We start from the raw sequence: 17,975 nt of genomic DNA, 5'->3' as shown, positions 1-17,975 counted from the left end.
CATGATTTATATGGCTACCCATGGGGATTCATCCAGATAATAAAGTGGAATGCTTATTCAGGGATGTTTGCACCCTCCCAGCCGGTAATGAACCGTCCACTGGGTTTTCCTGATAAAACCAAAATTTCTTAATAGTTTAAGCCATCCGAGTTTCTTCTCATTACTGTCGAAATATGACCAGTCGTCGAGCAATTCAATGCCACAACCCCATTGCTGCATCTCATTGCTACTACGAATCCCCGAAAGAAATTCCGCATCTTTTCCAAGGTGAAGTTGTTTTTGCATTTTGAAATTTACTATTTTCTTAAAAGGTTTCTGGAGCCAGAAGGAATTGAATACTTCACAAACCAACTCCGAGTCCGGGAATTCGGAACGCAGTTTGAGTACCAGAGCCTTCACATCTTTTTGTGGAAGATACATGAAAACTCCTTCTGCAACAAACAGAAATGGCCCTTTTTCATTTTTCAGTTGAACAATCCACTCAAAATCAAGTACTGAAGATGGAATGAAACGATACCTTCCGGTTTCCTCAAAGAACCGTTTTTTAAGTGAAATCAATTCAGGAAAATCAAGATCATAAAAAATAACCTTGCCATTATCAATCCTCAGGAAACGGGAATCAAGTCCACAACCAATGTTTACGACAACTCCTGAAGGATTCTGTTGCAGGAAATCAGTCACATATTTGTCATACTTTTTAGCCCGGATAGCAATATGAATAAACATCTGTTTTTTTATTTTTCTTTGAACAAGAACCTGAGCAAGGGCATCTCTGGAATCCGACAATTCCCTATCAAGCAAGGATGTAATTTCAACAGCCTTTTCATCTTCAAGGATGGGTTCCCGTGACTGACTTTCAATTGCGTGACAATAGAGAGTTAGCAATGATGTCATGGATACTTCGCGCAATTCAGGAAGAGACAAAATAATATTCTCCTTTTAAATCATCATGAAAAACAAAAAAATAAAAGTGTTCCCATGAGTAGGGAACGTTGAGCCGCAAACTCAGACTAATATTCCACTTTATTATATATAAATTATATTATGCCGTTGCTGCACCCTTAAATTTCGATTAATTAGTTTCATCGTCAAACTCATTGTACCAGTGGGTACCATCACAGAAGGGTTTGTTCCTGGAGCCACCACAGCGACAGAGGGTATAATGATCCTGAGTTTCGGGTTTTGAACCATCGGGATCTTCAAGTTCGATTCCGCCAACAACATTATAAGACCGGTTTTTACCCACAAAGATTTCCGGTTCATGGGGATATTCCTTGTGAAGAACCCCATCTTTAGTATAACTTAATGCTCCCGATGGACACATCTTGATTACATGTTCTATTTCCTCAGGGGATGCACCATCAGGATCAATCCAGGGTTCGGTTTTCATGCGGAAAACATTTGGCAGATTGTCAGTACAATGACCCATATGAGAGCAGACACCTCTGTTGTCATGAATTGTAATCTTTTCTCCCACATACGTGTCTACCTGATCAGGAACTCGATCTTCCTGTTTGTCACCAGAGAATCCATTTGTAGTATGTGCTCCGCTACAGAATGGTTTTGTTGTTGAACCCCCACATCTGCAAAGAGCAATAACAGGTTTCGTTTCAATGAAAACGCCCTTGGAATTCCTCAGGTTTTCCAGATTACTAACAATATAAGGACCATCTTTTGTTACTTTGATAGTTGGTTTATTCTCTTCATTTGAAGACGACATTATCTTACCCCTTAGTATATACTTCTCTTAAGCTTTAGATAAGAATCTTCTCCTCACGGAATAATAAAATATATGTTCTTGTTCCGCATTTTAATATCCATGAATCTAAACCAGACTATGGCAGCGAACTCTTTGAAAATATGGACAGTCTTATTTGCAGTGGGAGGAATCTTCTTTTCATTACTAAGTGCATTGTTTTTAATAGGAGATATTAGATCGATATCCGGAGGACAATATCTCATCACATCACTGCTGCTTTACGTCACTGCATTTTTCGTTCATACCAAAAAAATGGACATGAATCTGGTTTTCACAAAAAAAATGCTGGTTTTTACAGTCGGGTTTTTACTGACTGTGGCAGGTGCAGGTACAAATACTGACATCTGGTCATTGGGATTTTTACTCTATGTAGCTGGTCTCTACCATGCCACTAAGGGGAAAAAATAAAAAGATGCCAGACGTCCAAAAAGATAAATATTCAAGCTTTTTTCTCATTACTTCAGGATAATCAGGTGTACTTATGCAAATTATAATCATTGGCGGCTTTTTAGGAAGCGGAAAAACAACTACACTATTAAACCTTGGAAAAACCCTGACCGAGCAGGGACGTAAAATCGCAATTATTGTAAACGAAATCGGAGAAGTGGGACTTGACGGAACTACGCTTGCGACTTCCGGCATCCAGACCCGGGAAATAACAGACGGATGTATCTGCTGCACTCTCAAAATCAGCATGGAATACACTCTCCAGAGCCTGAAGGAAGAATACGAACCGGATACCATTATAATGGAGCCTACAGGATTGGCCTTTCCAAAACAAATCAAGGATGATCTGGAAATAATGGATCTTGAAGGAGTTACATTTGCTCCTCTGGTAAATATTATTGACGGCACTCGCTTCAGTGCGGAAATCCGACAGGCACCAAAGTTTATCCAGACACAGATAGAAGATGCTGAAATCCTTGTAATCAACAAGATTGATATTGCCCCCGAGGAAAAAGTGGAAGCTGTTTTCAATGCATTACAGGAAATTAACCCGGAAGCGACTATTCTTAAAACTTCAGCTACCGAAGAAAACCAGAATTTCCAGCAGTTGATTGATATTCTTGCTCATAGTAGCACAAGAGCAAGGAAAGACACAGACAGAAACTCCATTGAAGAATCTGGCGTTGCAGCTTATTCCATCAAATACCAGCTAGAGGAAGGAACAATTAACGAAGAAATTGCAGAAAACATTGCAATCGGTGTTCTTACTAATCTGAAAGAAGCAATCCTTGAACTTAATCCTGAATTCGTAGGACATATGAAAATTGCAGTAAATACAGGTAGCAAACTTATTCGTGCAAGTATAACATCCGCAGAAGCGGAAATCGGCATACAGGTTCTGGAGAACCAGGCCAGGACAAGCCCATTCCTTGCTCTGCTTTGCGCAGTCACGAATATTGATAAGGAAAAACTAAAGTCCTTCATGAAGGATTTCACTGAAAAGTCACTGAAAAGGCATGGTGCACACTTCAAAAAAGAAGGCGAATCCTGTGAACATCATCACACAATAAAAATCGATGACTTGATTGCTTAAAGGCAATCAAGCATAATTTCATTTTTAAATTTATTCTGTAGCAGTCTCGTCGGTTTCCCACAACCCAACTGGATTTTCCTCAGTATCAAGGAAAACTGCCATATAGCCCATCCCGGGAACAGGGGCTTTCGGCATGATGATCTTTCCCCCGTTGTCTTCTACTTTTGCAATATATTCGTCAATTGAAGGAACATCAACAAAGCTGGTAGTATGCATATCCGGCATGGAACGTTCACCAATTCCACCACCTACGCCTGGATTACCTTCATTGTCTGTTGTTTCAAATATGTAGTAATCCATCGGTCCGGGAACTTTCTCTATTTTCCATCCAAAGACGTCGGAATAAAACTTCGTTGCACGCTCAACATCATCCGCTGGGATGTCTAAGTGAGTTATTGTTGGCATATTTCAAACCCCGATAAAAACTACCTCTTCATGAGATTTATAATGTTTGCAGAGGTAAGAAAAACAAATTCGAATTTTTGTTATTTTGACAGAATTATCTTGTTAGTATTCCCATATGGTTTCCTTTCAATGAGGGATTTATCCTCCAGTTTTTTAAGAGTCCGGCTAACCTTTACTTTTGAAAATCCGGATTCAAGAACCAGATCACTCTGAAGGATTTCTCCATTTTCAGCGATTATTTTGTAGACCTTTCGCACATCGCCTTCCAGAATTTTAGATGCGATCATAGTCTTTTGTTCCGGATCAGTTCGCAGATGTGAAGTTTTGGTTGGAACATATGGATTAGAGGAAGTAGCTTCATCCACTGTTTTGCAATCCTGAACCTGTCCGGAAACTATCCGGGGATCTTCAATATATGGAAGAGAAGCAGCAATTTGCCTGTTGGATGAAGGGATAACACTTTTTGATACAAGAATATCCTGTATCAGCATTGTCAGGCAAAAAGTGGCAATCATTGTCATGAACAACATTCCCACAACATGTGTCAGGGGAAATAAATTTGGAACTTCCACAGCAACATTGTTCCCGTCACGAAGGGAGACAGACAGGCTGGTAATTCCCTGTGAAAAAAGCATTAGAGATAAGGAAAAGAGAGAAAATGCAAGAAGAATTACGTATATTGTATCTTTCTTTTCCATCTTTGCCACCAATACAAAACTTCACGCTTATTATCCGGATTCAGTCATGATTGTGTATTTTATCACTTTGCATTTCGTGATGCATGTCAAGTATTCCCTGGAAATGCTGCACTGTTTCATTGTCCCCATTCAGCAAATTTTCCAATTCCTCATAGGTAACAAAAATATGATCCGGTTCATCAATTGTAACAAAACCCATTCCATAACCAGCCAGGAACGGATCCTTGAATCCCTTCATGTAAAGGCCGCTGACATCTGAAGAATGCAGGATATAATCATCATCCTTTACTACAAACATCACCTGTTGTTTTTCAGATGAGTTGAAATCCCAATCAAATGATATTTCATTTACAAAATAGGATGTATCAAACTCAACATGTGCTTCCGAGCCTGTAATAACAACCTCGCCATCGCTGATGTAGACAGAACCCGGATATGTTTCATTAATTTCACTTAATGTCATGTTGATCTCGTCATTAACCAGATTCCTGGAAATATACAGTTCTCCAACTGCTAAACTCATCCTATAGTAATCAGAAATGTTCTGTGAATAACGAATACCATCAACATCAATAATGTAGGTGATGTAACCGTCCTGAGATTCGAGTAAGTCCCAGTTAAATTCGAGTTCATTTTCAAAATATGAAGAATCGAATGCTGTTATGGCATCAAATCCCCTGATGACAACTTCATCCGTTCCAATAGATACATCATCAGGATATTTATTTTCAAGTTCCTCAAGAACAAGGGATACATTATTATTCAGAAGATTTGTGGAAATATGCAATTCTTCCGAACTCTCCGGCGGATAGCCGGGTTCTTCGAATCCAAGAAATACATAGCTGCTTGCAGCTCCCAAAAGTGCCGCAGCCAGACATAATAAAATTAACAGAACCATTGTCCTGCTGTTACTCAGATCCATGATATCTCCATCTGCATGATTATTCTACAGGCCATTATTTATAAATGATTGTGATTTTTTTTATCTATCCTGCCAGTGGCATATTGCATATACAGGGACAAAAATCCCAGGATTAACGGAAAAGAGGGAGCAGGTGTATGGTGACTTGTTATGTGGGGTATGACCTGCCCTCTCATGCAATATCTTCCCTTGTGTCCCCTGAACAGTCTCTGTGACAAGGACAGGCAAAAGAATGGATATTACTTTAATTCAGGAATTATGCATTCTCCTGCTTTTTCAATATGGAACAAGCATACATCCCAAATCGATGCCCGCAATGAATGCAGCGGTTCCATTTTCATCGTCTTTCATTTCACCAAATTCCATACCACAGACAAAGCATTTTTCAAATTCCATGTTTTCCCAGCAGAGCTCATCGAACATCTGAAGAGCATCTCCTTTGATTATGATTTCACCATCTTTGGTTTCAACAAGGTCCGGGTATTTTTCGTTCACCTGATCGAGAATCTCACTGTATAGCCCATTATCAAACATTACAGCAGGGAAAGGAACACCTTCAGCAAGTTCTTTCTCGTAGCAAAGCTCATCGAACAGATCCATTGCTTCTCCTTCAATGACAATTTCAGTGTAAGTTACATTCTCTTCCTCGACAAGTTCTGGGAATTCCTGCTTCACCTGATCGAGAATCTCACTGTAGAACTCATCATCAAACATTTCGGCAGGGAAAGAAACACCTTCAGACATTTGTTCTTCAAAGGCGGATTCATCAAATTTTACAATGGATTTGCTTTTGAGAATTATTTCACCTTCTTTGCTTTCAAAAGGCTTTTGGAACCCATCCTGAACCTGCACAAAAACCGAATCTAGATGCTCTTCATCAAGCATCTCAGGAGGGAAAGGAATTCCTTCAACGATTTGTTCTCCGGAGAAGAATTCATCCGGTTTTACAACAGCCATACCCTTGAGAATTACTTCACAATCTTCGCTTTCAACAAGATTCAAAGAGCCGTTCTGAGCCTGTCCAAAGAATACATCGAAGTGTTCATCATCAGGTATCTCCAGAGAAAATGGAAAAAAATCATTTTCAAATTCATGACCTTCCATGCAAAGCTCATCGAACATTTCAAGAGCTTCCCCTTTGATTAGAACTTGTTGATATGTATTGTCAACTTTAGTTACATCATCAGGATATTCTTCCCATACCTGCTCAAGAATGTCGCCATAGAAATCGTCATCAAACATTTCTACGGGGAAAGAATAACTGTAGTCAAAATCTTCATCGTACCACTCTTCCCACGTATCGTCTATCTCACATAATGCAATTTCAGATTCTTGCTCAGAACCATTGATTGCGCTGGCACTGACAGGCAGCACAAAACTCAGGCACAGACAAAATACAAGTGCCGTTGAGATCATTTTTTTCGTTTCTCTATGCATCATACATAACCTCTTGTGTATTTTTCATTCATTTTCTTCATGTGAATGGATGATTGACACCCATTACTGCAATTGACTATACGTTGAAACAGTACTTTGGAGTTCCTTAAAACCAGTTTCAGAAGATGTGTTTCATGTTTCATTTTTGTGAAACTGAATATAAGCAACGAAGAAATCAGGGATTCAGAGAAGAGTTCAGAAATATTTCCTCCAAAAGATGAGGCACAAAAGTATAGATACAATCTGTGATTAATTCAAAAGCATGAAAAAAGTAGAAATAATTGATACAAATATTGAAAATATTCGAGATTTTGGTATTTGTGGCTTTAAGAATGAAAAGCAGGAAGGTTATCGCAAGAAACTGGAATGGATGGAAAAGAGGCTCGCAGAAGGATTGCGATACAAGGTTTTGGTGTCAGAAGACAGGAAAGCTCTGGGTGCCATCGAATACATTCCGGGAAAACACGCATGGAGACCTGTAATAGCTCCTGATTATATGTTCATACATTGCATATTCATCCTCAAAAAAGACTATAAGGGAAAAGGTTACGGAACACTTTTACTTGAGGAATGTTTGAAGGACGCAAAAGAATCCGGCATGAAAGGAGTAGCTGTGGTTACAAGCAAGGGAACATGGATGGCAGGCAATGAGTTGTTCCTGAAAAACGGATTTGAAATTGTCGATGAGGCTCCGCCAGGATTCCAGCTTGTCGCAAGAAAATTTACTGATGATGCACCAGATCCTGAATTTACAGGAAAGTGGGATCAAAATCTCGAAAAATATGAAAAAGGCCTGACAATTGTAACCTCTGGCCAATGTCCGGCATCTGCAAAACCCGTGTCAGAGATTCCACCTGTTGCCGAAGAGCTCTATGGCTTAAAGGCACAAATTGTGGAATTTGATAACAACGAAGAAGTCCAGAACGCAGGATGTCCTTTTGGAGTTTTTTATATAGTTTACAACGGGAAAGTTATTGCTGATCATCCCATCAGCAAAACAAGATTCAAAAATATTATGGAAAAGCTGCTAAAGTGATGGAGCATTTCTCCAAGGAGTTCGCGACTTCCTTTTTTGAATTTGTTTATTAAATAGTTAATTAATAGAGTTTTTCTTAAATAAAAGCTCCATTATCCTTTTGTTTTACAGAATAGCTTACCATTAAGCTTTATTTTTGCAAATAAAGAATTGTAAAGTTTTCTGAGCATATATTTTCATATTTGTCGATAAATCGAAATAAGTATCTTTTTATTGACTTTTGTGCCTTTTTTTGAATGCTGGAAGAAGAATATCAGCCAGCCTAACAAGCCACCACCCTACATTGAGGCATCCTTTCCAGAGGATGTCTCCCACCTGTAAAAGATTTCCTATTACAACCTTTGAAAAGATAATGAGAGAAAAATATGCTAGCCTCAAAAGCAAGTCCTTTAATCAAAACAAAAGATGCCTGGAAAATATACCAGATGGGGGAAGTTGAATTTGCAGCTCTTCGGGGAATTGATCTGGAAATCTATGAAGGTGAATTCATCGTAATTCTGGGACCCAGTGGAAGTGGGAAAAGTACACTTATGAACCTTATCGGGTGTCTGGATATCCCTTCAAAAGGTATCGTTTGCCTTAATGAAAATGACATTGCCATAATGGATGAATCTGAGCTGTCCCGTATCCGGGGCCAGACAATCGGCTTCATCTTCCAGAGTTTCAACCTCTTGCCTACACTAAGCGTACTTGAAAATGTACTTCTTCCGTTGGAATTTCAGGAAGCTAACCCATCAGAAGCAAAAAAAAGAGCTGAATTCTTACTTGAAATCGTAGGACTTTCTGACAAACTCAAGAACCTCCCCTCACAGCTTTCGGGAGGGCAGAGACAGAGGGTAGCAATTGCTCGATCCCTGGCTGTCAATCCCCCCATACTTCTTGCAGATGAACCCACTGGAAATCTCGATAGTAAAACCGGTGCCTATATCCTGGATTTCCTAGACAAGCTGCACCGTGAAGAAGGCAAGACAATCATCATTGTAACACACGACAGGCTACCTGTGAGGTATGCAACACGTGTCGTCCATATCAAAGACGGAATGATAGAAAAAATCGAACATAAAGAAAAGAATTAACAAGAGGAATTGTATGAAGAAAAGTTGTCTGCTAGCCGCCTTTTTAATGCTTGCGTTAGTGTGTAATGCCAGCGCATATATCAATACTCCTTCGCTTGAAGTTGATCTTACATCCCAGAATCCCGATACGGCCCGACCGGGGGAACCGGTAGAAATCGTATTGAGTGTACAAAATAATGGAAATTCAGACCTTGAAGACATTACGATAGAAATTGAACCTGAATACCCATTCAGTGAAATTACAGGCGAATCCCTGTCAAAGGAAATTGCCTATCTTGATGCAAGACAGGATGAAGATGATGCTGTAACCCTGAAATTCAGGTTAATGACAGATTCCAGTGCTGCAGCGGGAACTTATGAAATTGACATCCGGGCTACCGTGACAAATGAAGACGGAGACTCGTATACTACCACGAGAACCGTAGAACTGGAAGTACATGGTAAGGAATATGCCCAGATTGTAACTATCAACAAAGCAAGTATTAACCCGGGATCGGAAGAACCGCTTGAGTTTATCGTTACAAATACAGGTAATTCAGCCCTAAAGAACATGGTTATTTCATGGGAAGATCCTGAAGGTGTTATTCTTCCTGTCTATTCGGATAATACAAAATATATAAATTATCTGGATGCAGGGGAATCTATTGATGTTTCTTATACAATTATGGCTGACGTAAATGCTGATCCGGCGTTGTATACCCTCAATATAAACCTTGAATTTGAAGATTATGATACCTCATCAGTTAGCACTATCCAAACAACCGCAGGGCTTTTTGTGGGAGGAGAAACAGATTTTGATGTTTCATTCTCGGAAAGTGACAGCGGAACCGTATCATTATCACTTGCTAATGTGGGAAATAATCAGGCCTATTCGATAAAAGTTTCAATTCCCGAACAGGATAATTTCGCCGTTTCCGGAAGCTCATCAACAATTGTTGGGAACCTGGAAAAAGGTGACTATACCATAGCATCTTTTGATCTGATGAGTTCAGCTTCGGGCCCATCTTCTATGAGTGGGGAAGAGGAAGGAGTTGCCTGGGCAGCCGAGGAAATAGGGATGCAGGACATGAATTCCCAAAACAATATTCTTCAGGTTGTAATTGAGTACACGGACTCTATCGGTACAAGGCATTCAGTTACAAAAGAAGTAGAAATCGATCTTATGTCGTCGTCCGGCACTATGGGAGATATGCCCACCGGAGGACCCGGAGGAAATAGCGATAGCAGCCTGCTTTCAAATAGATACCTTATAGGGGCGGTTGTATTACTGCTGATCGGAGGGGTTGTCTATTATAGGAAAGAAAAAGAACTTCCTTTTAACCGGATAAAAATGTACCTGAAAAAAGAAAAGCCAGAGAATAAAGACTGAAGTGCAACTGCCGCAGGGAGGATTAGAATGAGAAAAAGAACCTACCTGAAGATGGCAACCAACATACTGATACACAGCAAACTCCGCAGTTGGCTGACTATTATCGGCATTGTCATAGGGGTTGCAGCGGTTGTCAGCATTATTTCCCTGGGTGACAGTATGGAACAGGATATCCAGTCCCGTCTGAACGATATGGATCTGACAACCATATCCATATCTCCGGGATATACAAGAGCCCAGTCCATGATGGGTCCCCCGGGAGGCGGAGGAAGTTCCACAGCCGATGACACGGAAATAACAGACAAGGATATTGACGCTATCAAGAACATTGACGGCATATTATACATATCCGGGCAGATATCAGGACAGGAGGATATCAATTATGCGGGAGAAACAGCATCCCTGTCTATCACAGGTGTTGATCCGCAGGTATGGCAGTACATGACAACCTCGGAGCTGGAGAGCGGGAGGATGCTCGAAACAGCTGATAAAAATGTCGCTGTGATAGGCAGTAGTCTCGCCACAGACGTATTCAGCCGGGAAATAGGTTTAAACCAGATTATCTCAATTAACGGAAAATCTATCCGTGTAGTAGGAATACTGGCATCTGAAGGTGGAAGATCCGATAATGGAATAATTATGCCCCTTGATGGCGCAGTCGAAGTTATCGAAGATGCCGAGGAAGATGTGTTTGATTCCATTTCCATAAAAGTCGAAAGCACTGATGTTGTTGATTCAGTCACGGAAGAAATAGAAGAAAAGCTGATGATTTCAAGGCAGATTCATAATGAGGATGACAGGGATTTTAGTGTTACATCTTCTATGTCAATGGCAGACAGTGTATCCGAAATGACCGAATCCATGACATTGTTCCTCAGTGCCATAGCGGCCGTGTCGTTGCTTGTGGGTGCCGTGGGAATTGCCAATACCATGTTTACTTCAGTTCTTGAACGCACAAAAGAAATCGGGACAATGAAGGCGATAGGTGCAAAAAATCACGATATAATGATGATTTTTATTGTCAATTCAGCCCTTGTGGGACTTGTAGGAGGACTCCTAGGAGTGGCCTGCGGGGCACTGGCAACTTCACTATTCCCTATGCTGGGAGTGACTTTAATGGGAGGAAGTGCTTCAATTGTCCTTTCACCCACCCTCATGCTATCCGGCCTGGCTATCGCTGTTGTGATAGGAATTGTTTCTGGAGCCGTACCGGCATACCGGGCATCAAAACTAAAACCCGTGGATGCTTTGAGATATGAATAACGATGAAGAATAATTCCTGAAATCCAAAGAATGCAGCAGCATTTAACTGCTGCATCTCCTCTTTTTTCGAATAAGCAACTTTCACTCTTCTGAAATAAGCATTTCCTTCTCAGTGATTTCCTGCATGTCAAATACAGGGATTTCCACTTCCGGATACCACTGCTGCAGGAAGGTTAGCATGTGATATTTCATGAATACACTTGCAGGCATACCCACAAGGGCAAGTACCAGAATCAGAATGATAAACTGTATGGCAATTATTGGTCCGAGAATAATCCAGATCAAGGTATCTGAACCCGGAATCAGGGCTGATAGTGCAAAATAAATCATTACATCCATTATTGCAAAAACAAGACCCACAGCAAGCATCACTATCAGCAACAGTATGCCAAATGCAATTCCAACACCGAGACCCAGAAGTATTCTTCCGAACCAATATACAACTATCTGCTTCCAGTCTTTCCTGAACTGTCTGAATACATCAGAGAAAGCACTGATAATTCCGGATTCCCTGTAAAGAGCTACAGGTATTGCCAGATTTACAAAAGAATCTACCATCGCTCCCACGATAGACAAAACTATAATTCCTGCAAGAGCAAGCATTATGGAAGCAAAGTAGCCTGCAAAAGTAAAATCTGAAAAACCATTGGCTGAGCTTTCAATCAGTAGAAGTATTACCGGGAGAGAAACTAGTGCGATAAGTGCGAGGAAGATTATTGTTATCAGTATTCTGAATCCGAAAAGTCCCAGACCTTTTCCAAGGTATTTGCGTGTGTATTCCCAGAATCGCACGTCATTGCTCACAAGCGAATCCACAAATACGAAATCCATTACGCTTGATACATATGAGAAGAACAGGATTAAGATCAATATAAAGAAAACTATCGTTAGGATGAGAACGAGATTTGGATCTGAAAAGAATTCAAAGATTTCTTCGAAAAGAACATTAAACTCATCAGAGGTACCTGAATCAGAGTAATCTGATGAAAAAATATCTCCACCACTATTGAAATTGCTCCCACTGCCACCAATAAGCATGACAATGATGGCAAGCTTCATCCATTTCCAGAAATCAAATGGTTCAAGAAGACAACTTTTTGTTCTCCGATAAGCCCCATCCAGGGCATCTGCTACATACCAGCTCATGGAAACAAATAGAGATTGTTATGATAAATAATTTATGATGTAAGAAGTGAGTTAAGAAACAAAAAGAAGAAATAAAGAAAGCCCGGAGAGGCTTCCCTTTAGCAATTAATTGTCTTGTTTTAAAAGAGTCTTCATGTCCTCTTCCAGAGTGCTATTTGGAACCATACCGTACTTCTCCTTCATCAGAGTATTGTAAACATTCGGTGTGATGAATGGGAAAAGTTTCGGACCCAGCATAATGTCCTTTACACCAAGCCTCAGAAGAGTAATCAACACAAGTACTGCCTTTTGCTCATACCATGCAATGTTGTATGAGAATGGGGCTTCGTTAACATCAATAAAGCCAAGGCGAGCCATTAATCCCTGAGCAATGATGACCAAAGAGAATGAATCGTTACACTGCCCTGCATCCCAGAGCCTTGGGATTCCATCAATATCCCCGAGGTCAAGCTTGTTGAAACGGTATTTTGCACATCCTGCCGTAAGTATCACAGTATCCTTGGGCAGGGCTTCTGCGAACTCAGTGTAATATTCCCTGTCTTTCTGACGGCCGTCACAGCCTGCCATTACCATGAGCCTCTTGATCTTACCTGACTGGATTGCCTCAACTATCTTGTCTGCATTGGTCAATATGTGGTTGTAAGCATAACCGGTAAGAACAGTACCTTCTTCAAGTTGTACCGGAGGTTCACATGCCTTTGCCTGCTCGATAATCGCCGAGAAATCTTTCTTGCCATCCTCTGCCACAATATGTGTAGCACCGTCAAAACCTACGGCACCTGTGGTGTATAACCGGCCAAGATAGGTATCCTTTGGAGGTACCAGACAATTACTTGTCAGCAGTATGGGCCCGTTGAAACTCTCAAATTCGTTTCTCTGTGTCCACCACGATCCACCGTAGTTGCCTACCAGATGATCGTATTTCTTAAATTCCGGATATGCGTGTGCAGGCAGCATTTCACCATGCGTATAGACATCTATGCCTGTTCCCGCAGTCTGATCCAGTAATTCTTTCAAATCCTTTAGATCATGACCACTTACCAGAATTCCGGGATTATTCCCGGTTCCTATATTGACATTTGTAGGCTCAGGCGTTCCGAATGCACCGGTATTTGCCTTATCGAGATCTGCCATTACATCAAAACCATGTTCACCGCATTTTAGTGCCAGTGACATGAGATCTTTGTCAGTCAGGCTGTCATCTGTGGTTGCAACAAGGGCATGTTCCACGAATTTAGTGATTTTCTTATTTCTGGCTCCAAGCATCATGGCATGAGATCCATAGGCTGCAATTCCTTTAAGTGAATAAATTATCAGTTCCCTCAGTGCACGAATATCCTCATCTTCTGTCGCCAGTACACCGGTATTCCTGTCCTTGAGATTTTCCGGTGTGACAGTGGCAATCTCAGGTAAATCGCTCTCATCAAGTGCATCATTATCCAAGAGTTTCTGCCTGATATCATCCCGAATTTCGAATCCCCTGTCAATGCGTGCCTGAATTGCAGAGGCACTGAAATCGGCATTTGTTATGGTTGAGAACAATGAATCAAACATAAACTCATCAGTACTTTCTTCAGAAAGTTTTGCATCTCTTGCTTTCTGATTGTAGAATGCAACGCTTTTTAGAACGTATATTAGATCATCCTGAAGGTCTGCAACTTCCCCTTTCTTGCCGCAAACACCGTTCTTTGTGCAGCCTTCAAAATTCATTGTTTCTTCACACTGGTAGCAGAACATTTTATCACCTATTTTTAGGTATGATGTGTGGACACACATGTTGTTTCCAAACACATACATCTTCGAAAATACAACCGTGATACCTTAAGTTTCCCAAAACCCCCATAAAGAGTCCTTATTTAGTAAGATATATTTCTTGTGGTTAAGGATTAAAAAAGAAAAAGGAAAGCCAATTTAGGCTTTCCTGCAACGGTTGAGAATTATGAAAGCAATGCTGATACCAGCAACCATGAACAAAGAACCAAATCCAGGAGATTGCTGTTCTGGCTTTGTCCCATTTCCTAAATCATCAGTTTCTTCTGCTCCGAGAACTGAAGCATAAGTTTTATTCCCTGAAGTACTATCTCCAATTGAACCTGATTTCTCTCCTTTATCAGCATCAACTACTACAGATGAATTTGTTACAGTGTCGTTAACGTTGTCCACGTTGGTTCGAATTGTAGCACTTCCAGTTCCTCCAGATGACTTCTTCTCAGAAACTGGAGGATTTACATCAGTTGTTGCAGTATCATTCATCCAGGTTGTATTGACGTTACCATAGATATCGACTGTCCTGATACCAACTTCGTAGGTACAATTGCTGTCAAGGTTGCTGACGTAGCAATATTCCAATGAAGCATTCTCAAGGAATATTCCATTCAGATAGATTGTACTATAATTAAAGTCGGAATCTGCAGGATTCGTCCATGTCCAATTGATCCAATTATGTGAAACAGCAGTTTCGTTCAAGTCTGAAACCGAAGCTGGTGCAGTTGAATCATCAGCTGTAGAAGCTGTGTCGTTTACCCATGTAGAGTTCACATTGTATGAAGTATCAACAGTTCGAATAGCCAGTTCATAAGAGCTGTCTTCATCGAGTCCTGTTGCATTGAAGTAAGTATCCGAAGAATTCAAGACAAAACTGCCATTCAGGTAAATCATACAATAATTGAAGTCAGCGTCCACCGGATTAGTCCAGGTCCAGTTAATCCATTCATACCCCACAGAATCCTCACCCAAACCTGTGACAGAAGCAGGTGCATTAGTATCAGGCATTAGCAATGTTGAAGCCGTATCATTAACCCATGTAGAGTTGATATTACCTGAAGTATCTACAGTCCTTATTCCAACCTCATAGCTGCTGTTATCGTTTAGACTGGTGGCGTTGAAATAAGCATCTGATGAATTCTGGACAAAGCTGCCATTCAGGTAAATCATGCTATAGTTGAAGTCAGAGTCCGAAGGATTGGTCCATGTCCAGTTAATCCATGTATATCCTATAGAGTCTTCACCAAGAACTGAAACCGAGGCAGGTGCTGTAATATCCGGAATGAGCGGTGTTGAAGCCGTGTCATTAATCCATGTGGAGTTAACGTTGCCGGAAAGATCCACAGTCCTTATTCCAATTTCATAGCTGCTGTTGTCATTGAGACCGGTAGCGTTGAAGAAAGCATCTGATGAATTCTGGACAAAACTACCATTCAAGTAAACCATAGAATGGTTAAAGTCAGCATCAATCGGATTAGTCCAGGTCCAGTTAATCCAGGTGTATCCTACAGAATCCTCATCCAAACCTGATACTGAAGCAGGGCCGGTGGTATCAACAACCGTACAGTTCCATTGCAAAATATTACTGGAACCATTAGAGTTGGAAGCAACTACATAAACAAGCATATTACCCACATCGTTGAATGCAGATTCAGCTTCTGATGAGACGGTAGTGTTTCCTGAAATGTAAGTTGCATTTGTCCAGATCCAGTTTGCAACCAGATCAGATGTAGCATTGAAGCGGACTACAGAATTCTTTTCAATCGTCAAATTGAGATTATTGTCTGAAGTCTGGTTGTTTCCCCATGAAGTGATTATCGGTGGTTCTGGAAGAAGCATTAAAGTGAATCCTGCAGATGCATTCAGATCAAAAGTGCTTTCATTGGAACCCGTAGCTGCTTTAGTCGCAAGGATACGATAAGGGGAGTCATAGTACCTTGAACTATTGTCCATGAATTCCCTGAACAATTGAGTAGGGATTGCACCGCTTCCTGATGTTGAACCGGAGTAAACAAGTGAGTCGGTTGAGTTGTAGATGCTCACTGAAGCGGATGAAACCGGAGAGCTGAAACCATCCACTACAGTCACATCCATGTACCAGTAGACATTGAGTTCTGAATTGGAATCAATACTTGTTCTGGAAGTATTGAAGCTTGTGTTGTATGCATCAATATCTGATGAACTCAGTGTGATGTCAACACCACCGGAACTGTTGAAAACAGATTCATTAAGGTTTGAAGTCACACGTGTGGCCCGGAATCCGTTGGCATTGGAATCAAATGTGTTGTTGAACAGGGTAACTTCTGTAATTGAAGAGTTATGCAGGTCAAGTCCATATGATCCACTGGAACTGACTGTGTTGTTCTCAAGCACAATTGTTCCCCGCATATAACCCAAGTAAATGCCATAGCCAGAGGAGCCGTTTACATTACTGTTAACAATAGTTGTGTTACTACTGGCAGAGTAGCTGTTTTGGATATAGATTCCATCTCCAGAGGAACAGTCAACTGTCACATTTTCAAGATAAGCATCTTTGATGAAACTACCCCATGAAGAAGATTCTTCAAGGGAAATTCCTCGGGAACTTGGATTCAAAATGGTAACATTGACAGCATCAAAACCATTCAGGGTATTCCTGTAATAGCTCTGAATACCATATGTTGGATCGGTGATGACACTGTCATATATCTCAAAATCAGCTACATTGCCAGGGATATAAATTCCACAGGAGGCAGGATCGGTAATGGTAAGATCTTCAAATGTAATGTTGGAACTTGTACCACCGAAAGAGATTGCATTTCCTGCAGAGTACAAAATACTGACATTTGAAAGCGTCAAATTGGTGTTTGCATTCAAATACACACCGGTAGTATGCGGGTAATTGATAACAATATCCTGGAGAGTTACATTGTCAGTTGAAGTCAGGGAAAATGCAGTGCCAGTGTTGTTGAATATCTGGTTTGTGGGGGATAAAGTGTGATTAGAGAAGCCAAGTAGATGGATTCCGTTATCATTGTCTGAAACCTGGTTGTCAAGCAAGGTTACATCAGAGTAGAGAGCTGCCTGAAGATATGCACCATAAGAGTTGCGAGTAATGACATTATCAACCACAGTCAGATTGGTTATACCGGAATTGGTTACATAAATACCATACTCTGAAGCAGAATCTCCGTTAGAGGTCACATTGTTGCTATCAAGCAGAATGACGCTTTTCATGGAAGTTAAAGAGATACCATGACTTGAAGAACCATTTACATTGCTGTTAACAATGGTTGTGTTGGAACTTGAAGGATGACTGTTAGTGATGTAAATGCCTTCACCGGAAGAACCGTCAACAGTCACATTTTCAAGATAAATGTCCTTGATGAAACTGCCCCACGAAGAGGAGTCGCGAAGAGATATTCCTCGGGAACTGGGGTTCAGAATGGTAACATTGACAGCATCAAAACCATTCAGGGTATTCTGGTAATAGCTCTGAATACCATATGTTGGATCGGTGATGACACTGTCATATATCTCAAAATCAGCTACATTGCCAGGGATATAAATTCCACAGGAGG

The 17,975-nt window shown here is 40.8% G+C and carries 15 protein-coding genes; 6 read left to right on the top strand and 9 right to left on the bottom strand.

Going from position 1 to position 17,975, the window contains the following annotated elements:
* Positions 1–57: 57 nt before the first annotated feature.
* Positions 58–924, bottom strand: a complete 867-nt coding sequence (locus J2755_RS00075) for a class I SAM-dependent methyltransferase (protein ID WP_209677768.1) — start codon at positions 922–924, stop codon at positions 58–60.
* Between the two features lie 148 nt (positions 925–1,072).
* Positions 1,073–1,720: a CDGSH iron-sulfur domain-containing protein gene (locus J2755_RS00070; protein WP_209677765.1), complete on the bottom strand. Its 648-nt coding sequence runs from the start codon at positions 1,718–1,720 to the stop codon at positions 1,073–1,075.
* 99 nt (positions 1,721–1,819) lie between these two features.
* On the opposite strand from J2755_RS00070, the gene J2755_RS00065 reads away from it, so the two are divergent.
* Positions 1,820–2,167 carry a hypothetical protein gene (locus tag J2755_RS00065; RefSeq protein ID WP_209677762.1) on the top strand — a complete coding sequence of 116 codons (348 nt, stop codon included), beginning with the start codon at positions 1,820–1,822 and terminating at the stop codon, positions 2,165–2,167.
* 73 nt (positions 2,168–2,240) lie between these two features.
* Positions 2,241–3,299 carry a GTP-binding protein gene (locus J2755_RS00060; RefSeq protein WP_209677759.1) on the top strand — a complete coding sequence of 353 codons (1,059 nt, stop codon included), beginning with the start codon at positions 2,241–2,243 and terminating at the stop codon, positions 3,297–3,299.
* 30 nt (positions 3,300–3,329) lie between these two features.
* On the opposite strand, the gene J2755_RS00055 is transcribed toward J2755_RS00060, so the two are convergent.
* The 4 genes from J2755_RS00055 to J2755_RS00040 form a co-directional block, all read right to left on the bottom strand.
* A complete protein-coding gene (locus J2755_RS00055) occupies positions 3,330–3,704 on the bottom strand; it encodes a VOC family protein (RefSeq protein ID WP_209677755.1) in 375 nt (124 codons plus the stop codon).
* Between the two features lie 80 nt (positions 3,705–3,784).
* On the bottom strand, positions 3,785–4,402 hold the full coding sequence (locus J2755_RS00050) for a helix-turn-helix transcriptional regulator (RefSeq protein ID WP_209677752.1): 618 nt from the start codon (positions 4,400–4,402) through the stop codon (positions 3,785–3,787).
* A gap of 40 nt (positions 4,403–4,442) precedes the next feature.
* Positions 4,443–5,324: a hypothetical protein gene (locus J2755_RS00045; protein WP_209677749.1), complete on the bottom strand. Its 882-nt coding sequence runs from the start codon at positions 5,322–5,324 to the stop codon at positions 4,443–4,445.
* A gap of 276 nt (positions 5,325–5,600) precedes the next feature.
* Positions 5,601–6,764, bottom strand: coding sequence for a hypothetical protein (locus J2755_RS00040; protein ID WP_209677746.1), 1,164 nt, complete (start codon positions 6,762–6,764; stop codon positions 5,601–5,603).
* A gap of 259 nt (positions 6,765–7,023) precedes the next feature.
* Here J2755_RS00040 and J2755_RS00035 point away from each other — a divergent pair, with 259 nt between their 5' ends.
* The 4 genes from J2755_RS00035 (at position 7,024) to J2755_RS00020 (ending at position 11,505) form a co-directional block, all read left to right on the top strand.
* On the top strand, positions 7,024–7,797 hold the full coding sequence (locus J2755_RS00035; RefSeq protein ID WP_209677743.1) for a GNAT family N-acetyltransferase: 774 nt from the start codon (positions 7,024–7,026) through the stop codon (positions 7,795–7,797).
* A 365-nt stretch (positions 7,798–8,162) separates the two neighbouring features.
* Positions 8,163–8,873 carry an ABC transporter ATP-binding protein gene (locus tag J2755_RS00030; protein ID WP_209677740.1) on the top strand — a complete coding sequence of 237 codons (711 nt, stop codon included), beginning with the start codon at positions 8,163–8,165 and terminating at the stop codon, positions 8,871–8,873.
* Between the two features lie 13 nt (positions 8,874–8,886).
* Positions 8,887–10,242, top strand: coding sequence for a COG1361 S-layer family protein (locus J2755_RS00025; RefSeq protein ID WP_209677737.1), 1,356 nt, complete (start codon positions 8,887–8,889; stop codon positions 10,240–10,242).
* Positions 10,243–10,269: 27 nt separating this feature from the next.
* Positions 10,270–11,505 (top strand): ABC transporter permease, encoded by a 1,236-nt coding sequence (locus J2755_RS00020; protein WP_209677734.1) that lies wholly within the window; start codon positions 10,270–10,272, stop codon positions 11,503–11,505.
* An 81-nt stretch (positions 11,506–11,586) separates the two neighbouring features.
* On the opposite strand, the gene J2755_RS00015 is transcribed toward J2755_RS00020, so the two are convergent.
* From J2755_RS00015 to J2755_RS00005, 3 genes are all read right to left on the bottom strand, one after another.
* Positions 11,587–12,651 (bottom strand): DUF7544 domain-containing protein, encoded by a 1,065-nt coding sequence (locus tag J2755_RS00015; RefSeq protein WP_209677731.1) that lies wholly within the window; start codon positions 12,649–12,651, stop codon positions 11,587–11,589.
* Positions 12,652–12,756: 105 nt separating this feature from the next.
* Positions 12,757–14,388 carry a hydroxylamine reductase gene (hcp, locus tag J2755_RS00010; RefSeq protein WP_209677728.1) on the bottom strand — a complete coding sequence of 544 codons (1,632 nt, stop codon included), beginning with the start codon at positions 14,386–14,388 and terminating at the stop codon, positions 12,757–12,759.
* Positions 14,389–14,562: 174 nt separating this feature from the next.
* On the bottom strand, positions 14,563–17,975 hold a 3,413-nt coding region (locus tag J2755_RS00005), incomplete at its 5' end, for a right-handed parallel beta-helix repeat-containing protein (RefSeq protein WP_209677725.1).

This window comes from Methanohalophilus levihalophilus (genome assembly GCF_017874375.1).
Classification (GTDB): domain Archaea; phylum Halobacteriota; class Methanosarcinia; order Methanosarcinales; family Methanosarcinaceae; genus Methanohalophilus; species Methanohalophilus levihalophilus.
Note: the sequence above shows the minus strand (reverse complement) of the source record. Positions and strands in the feature narration are given on the sequence as shown.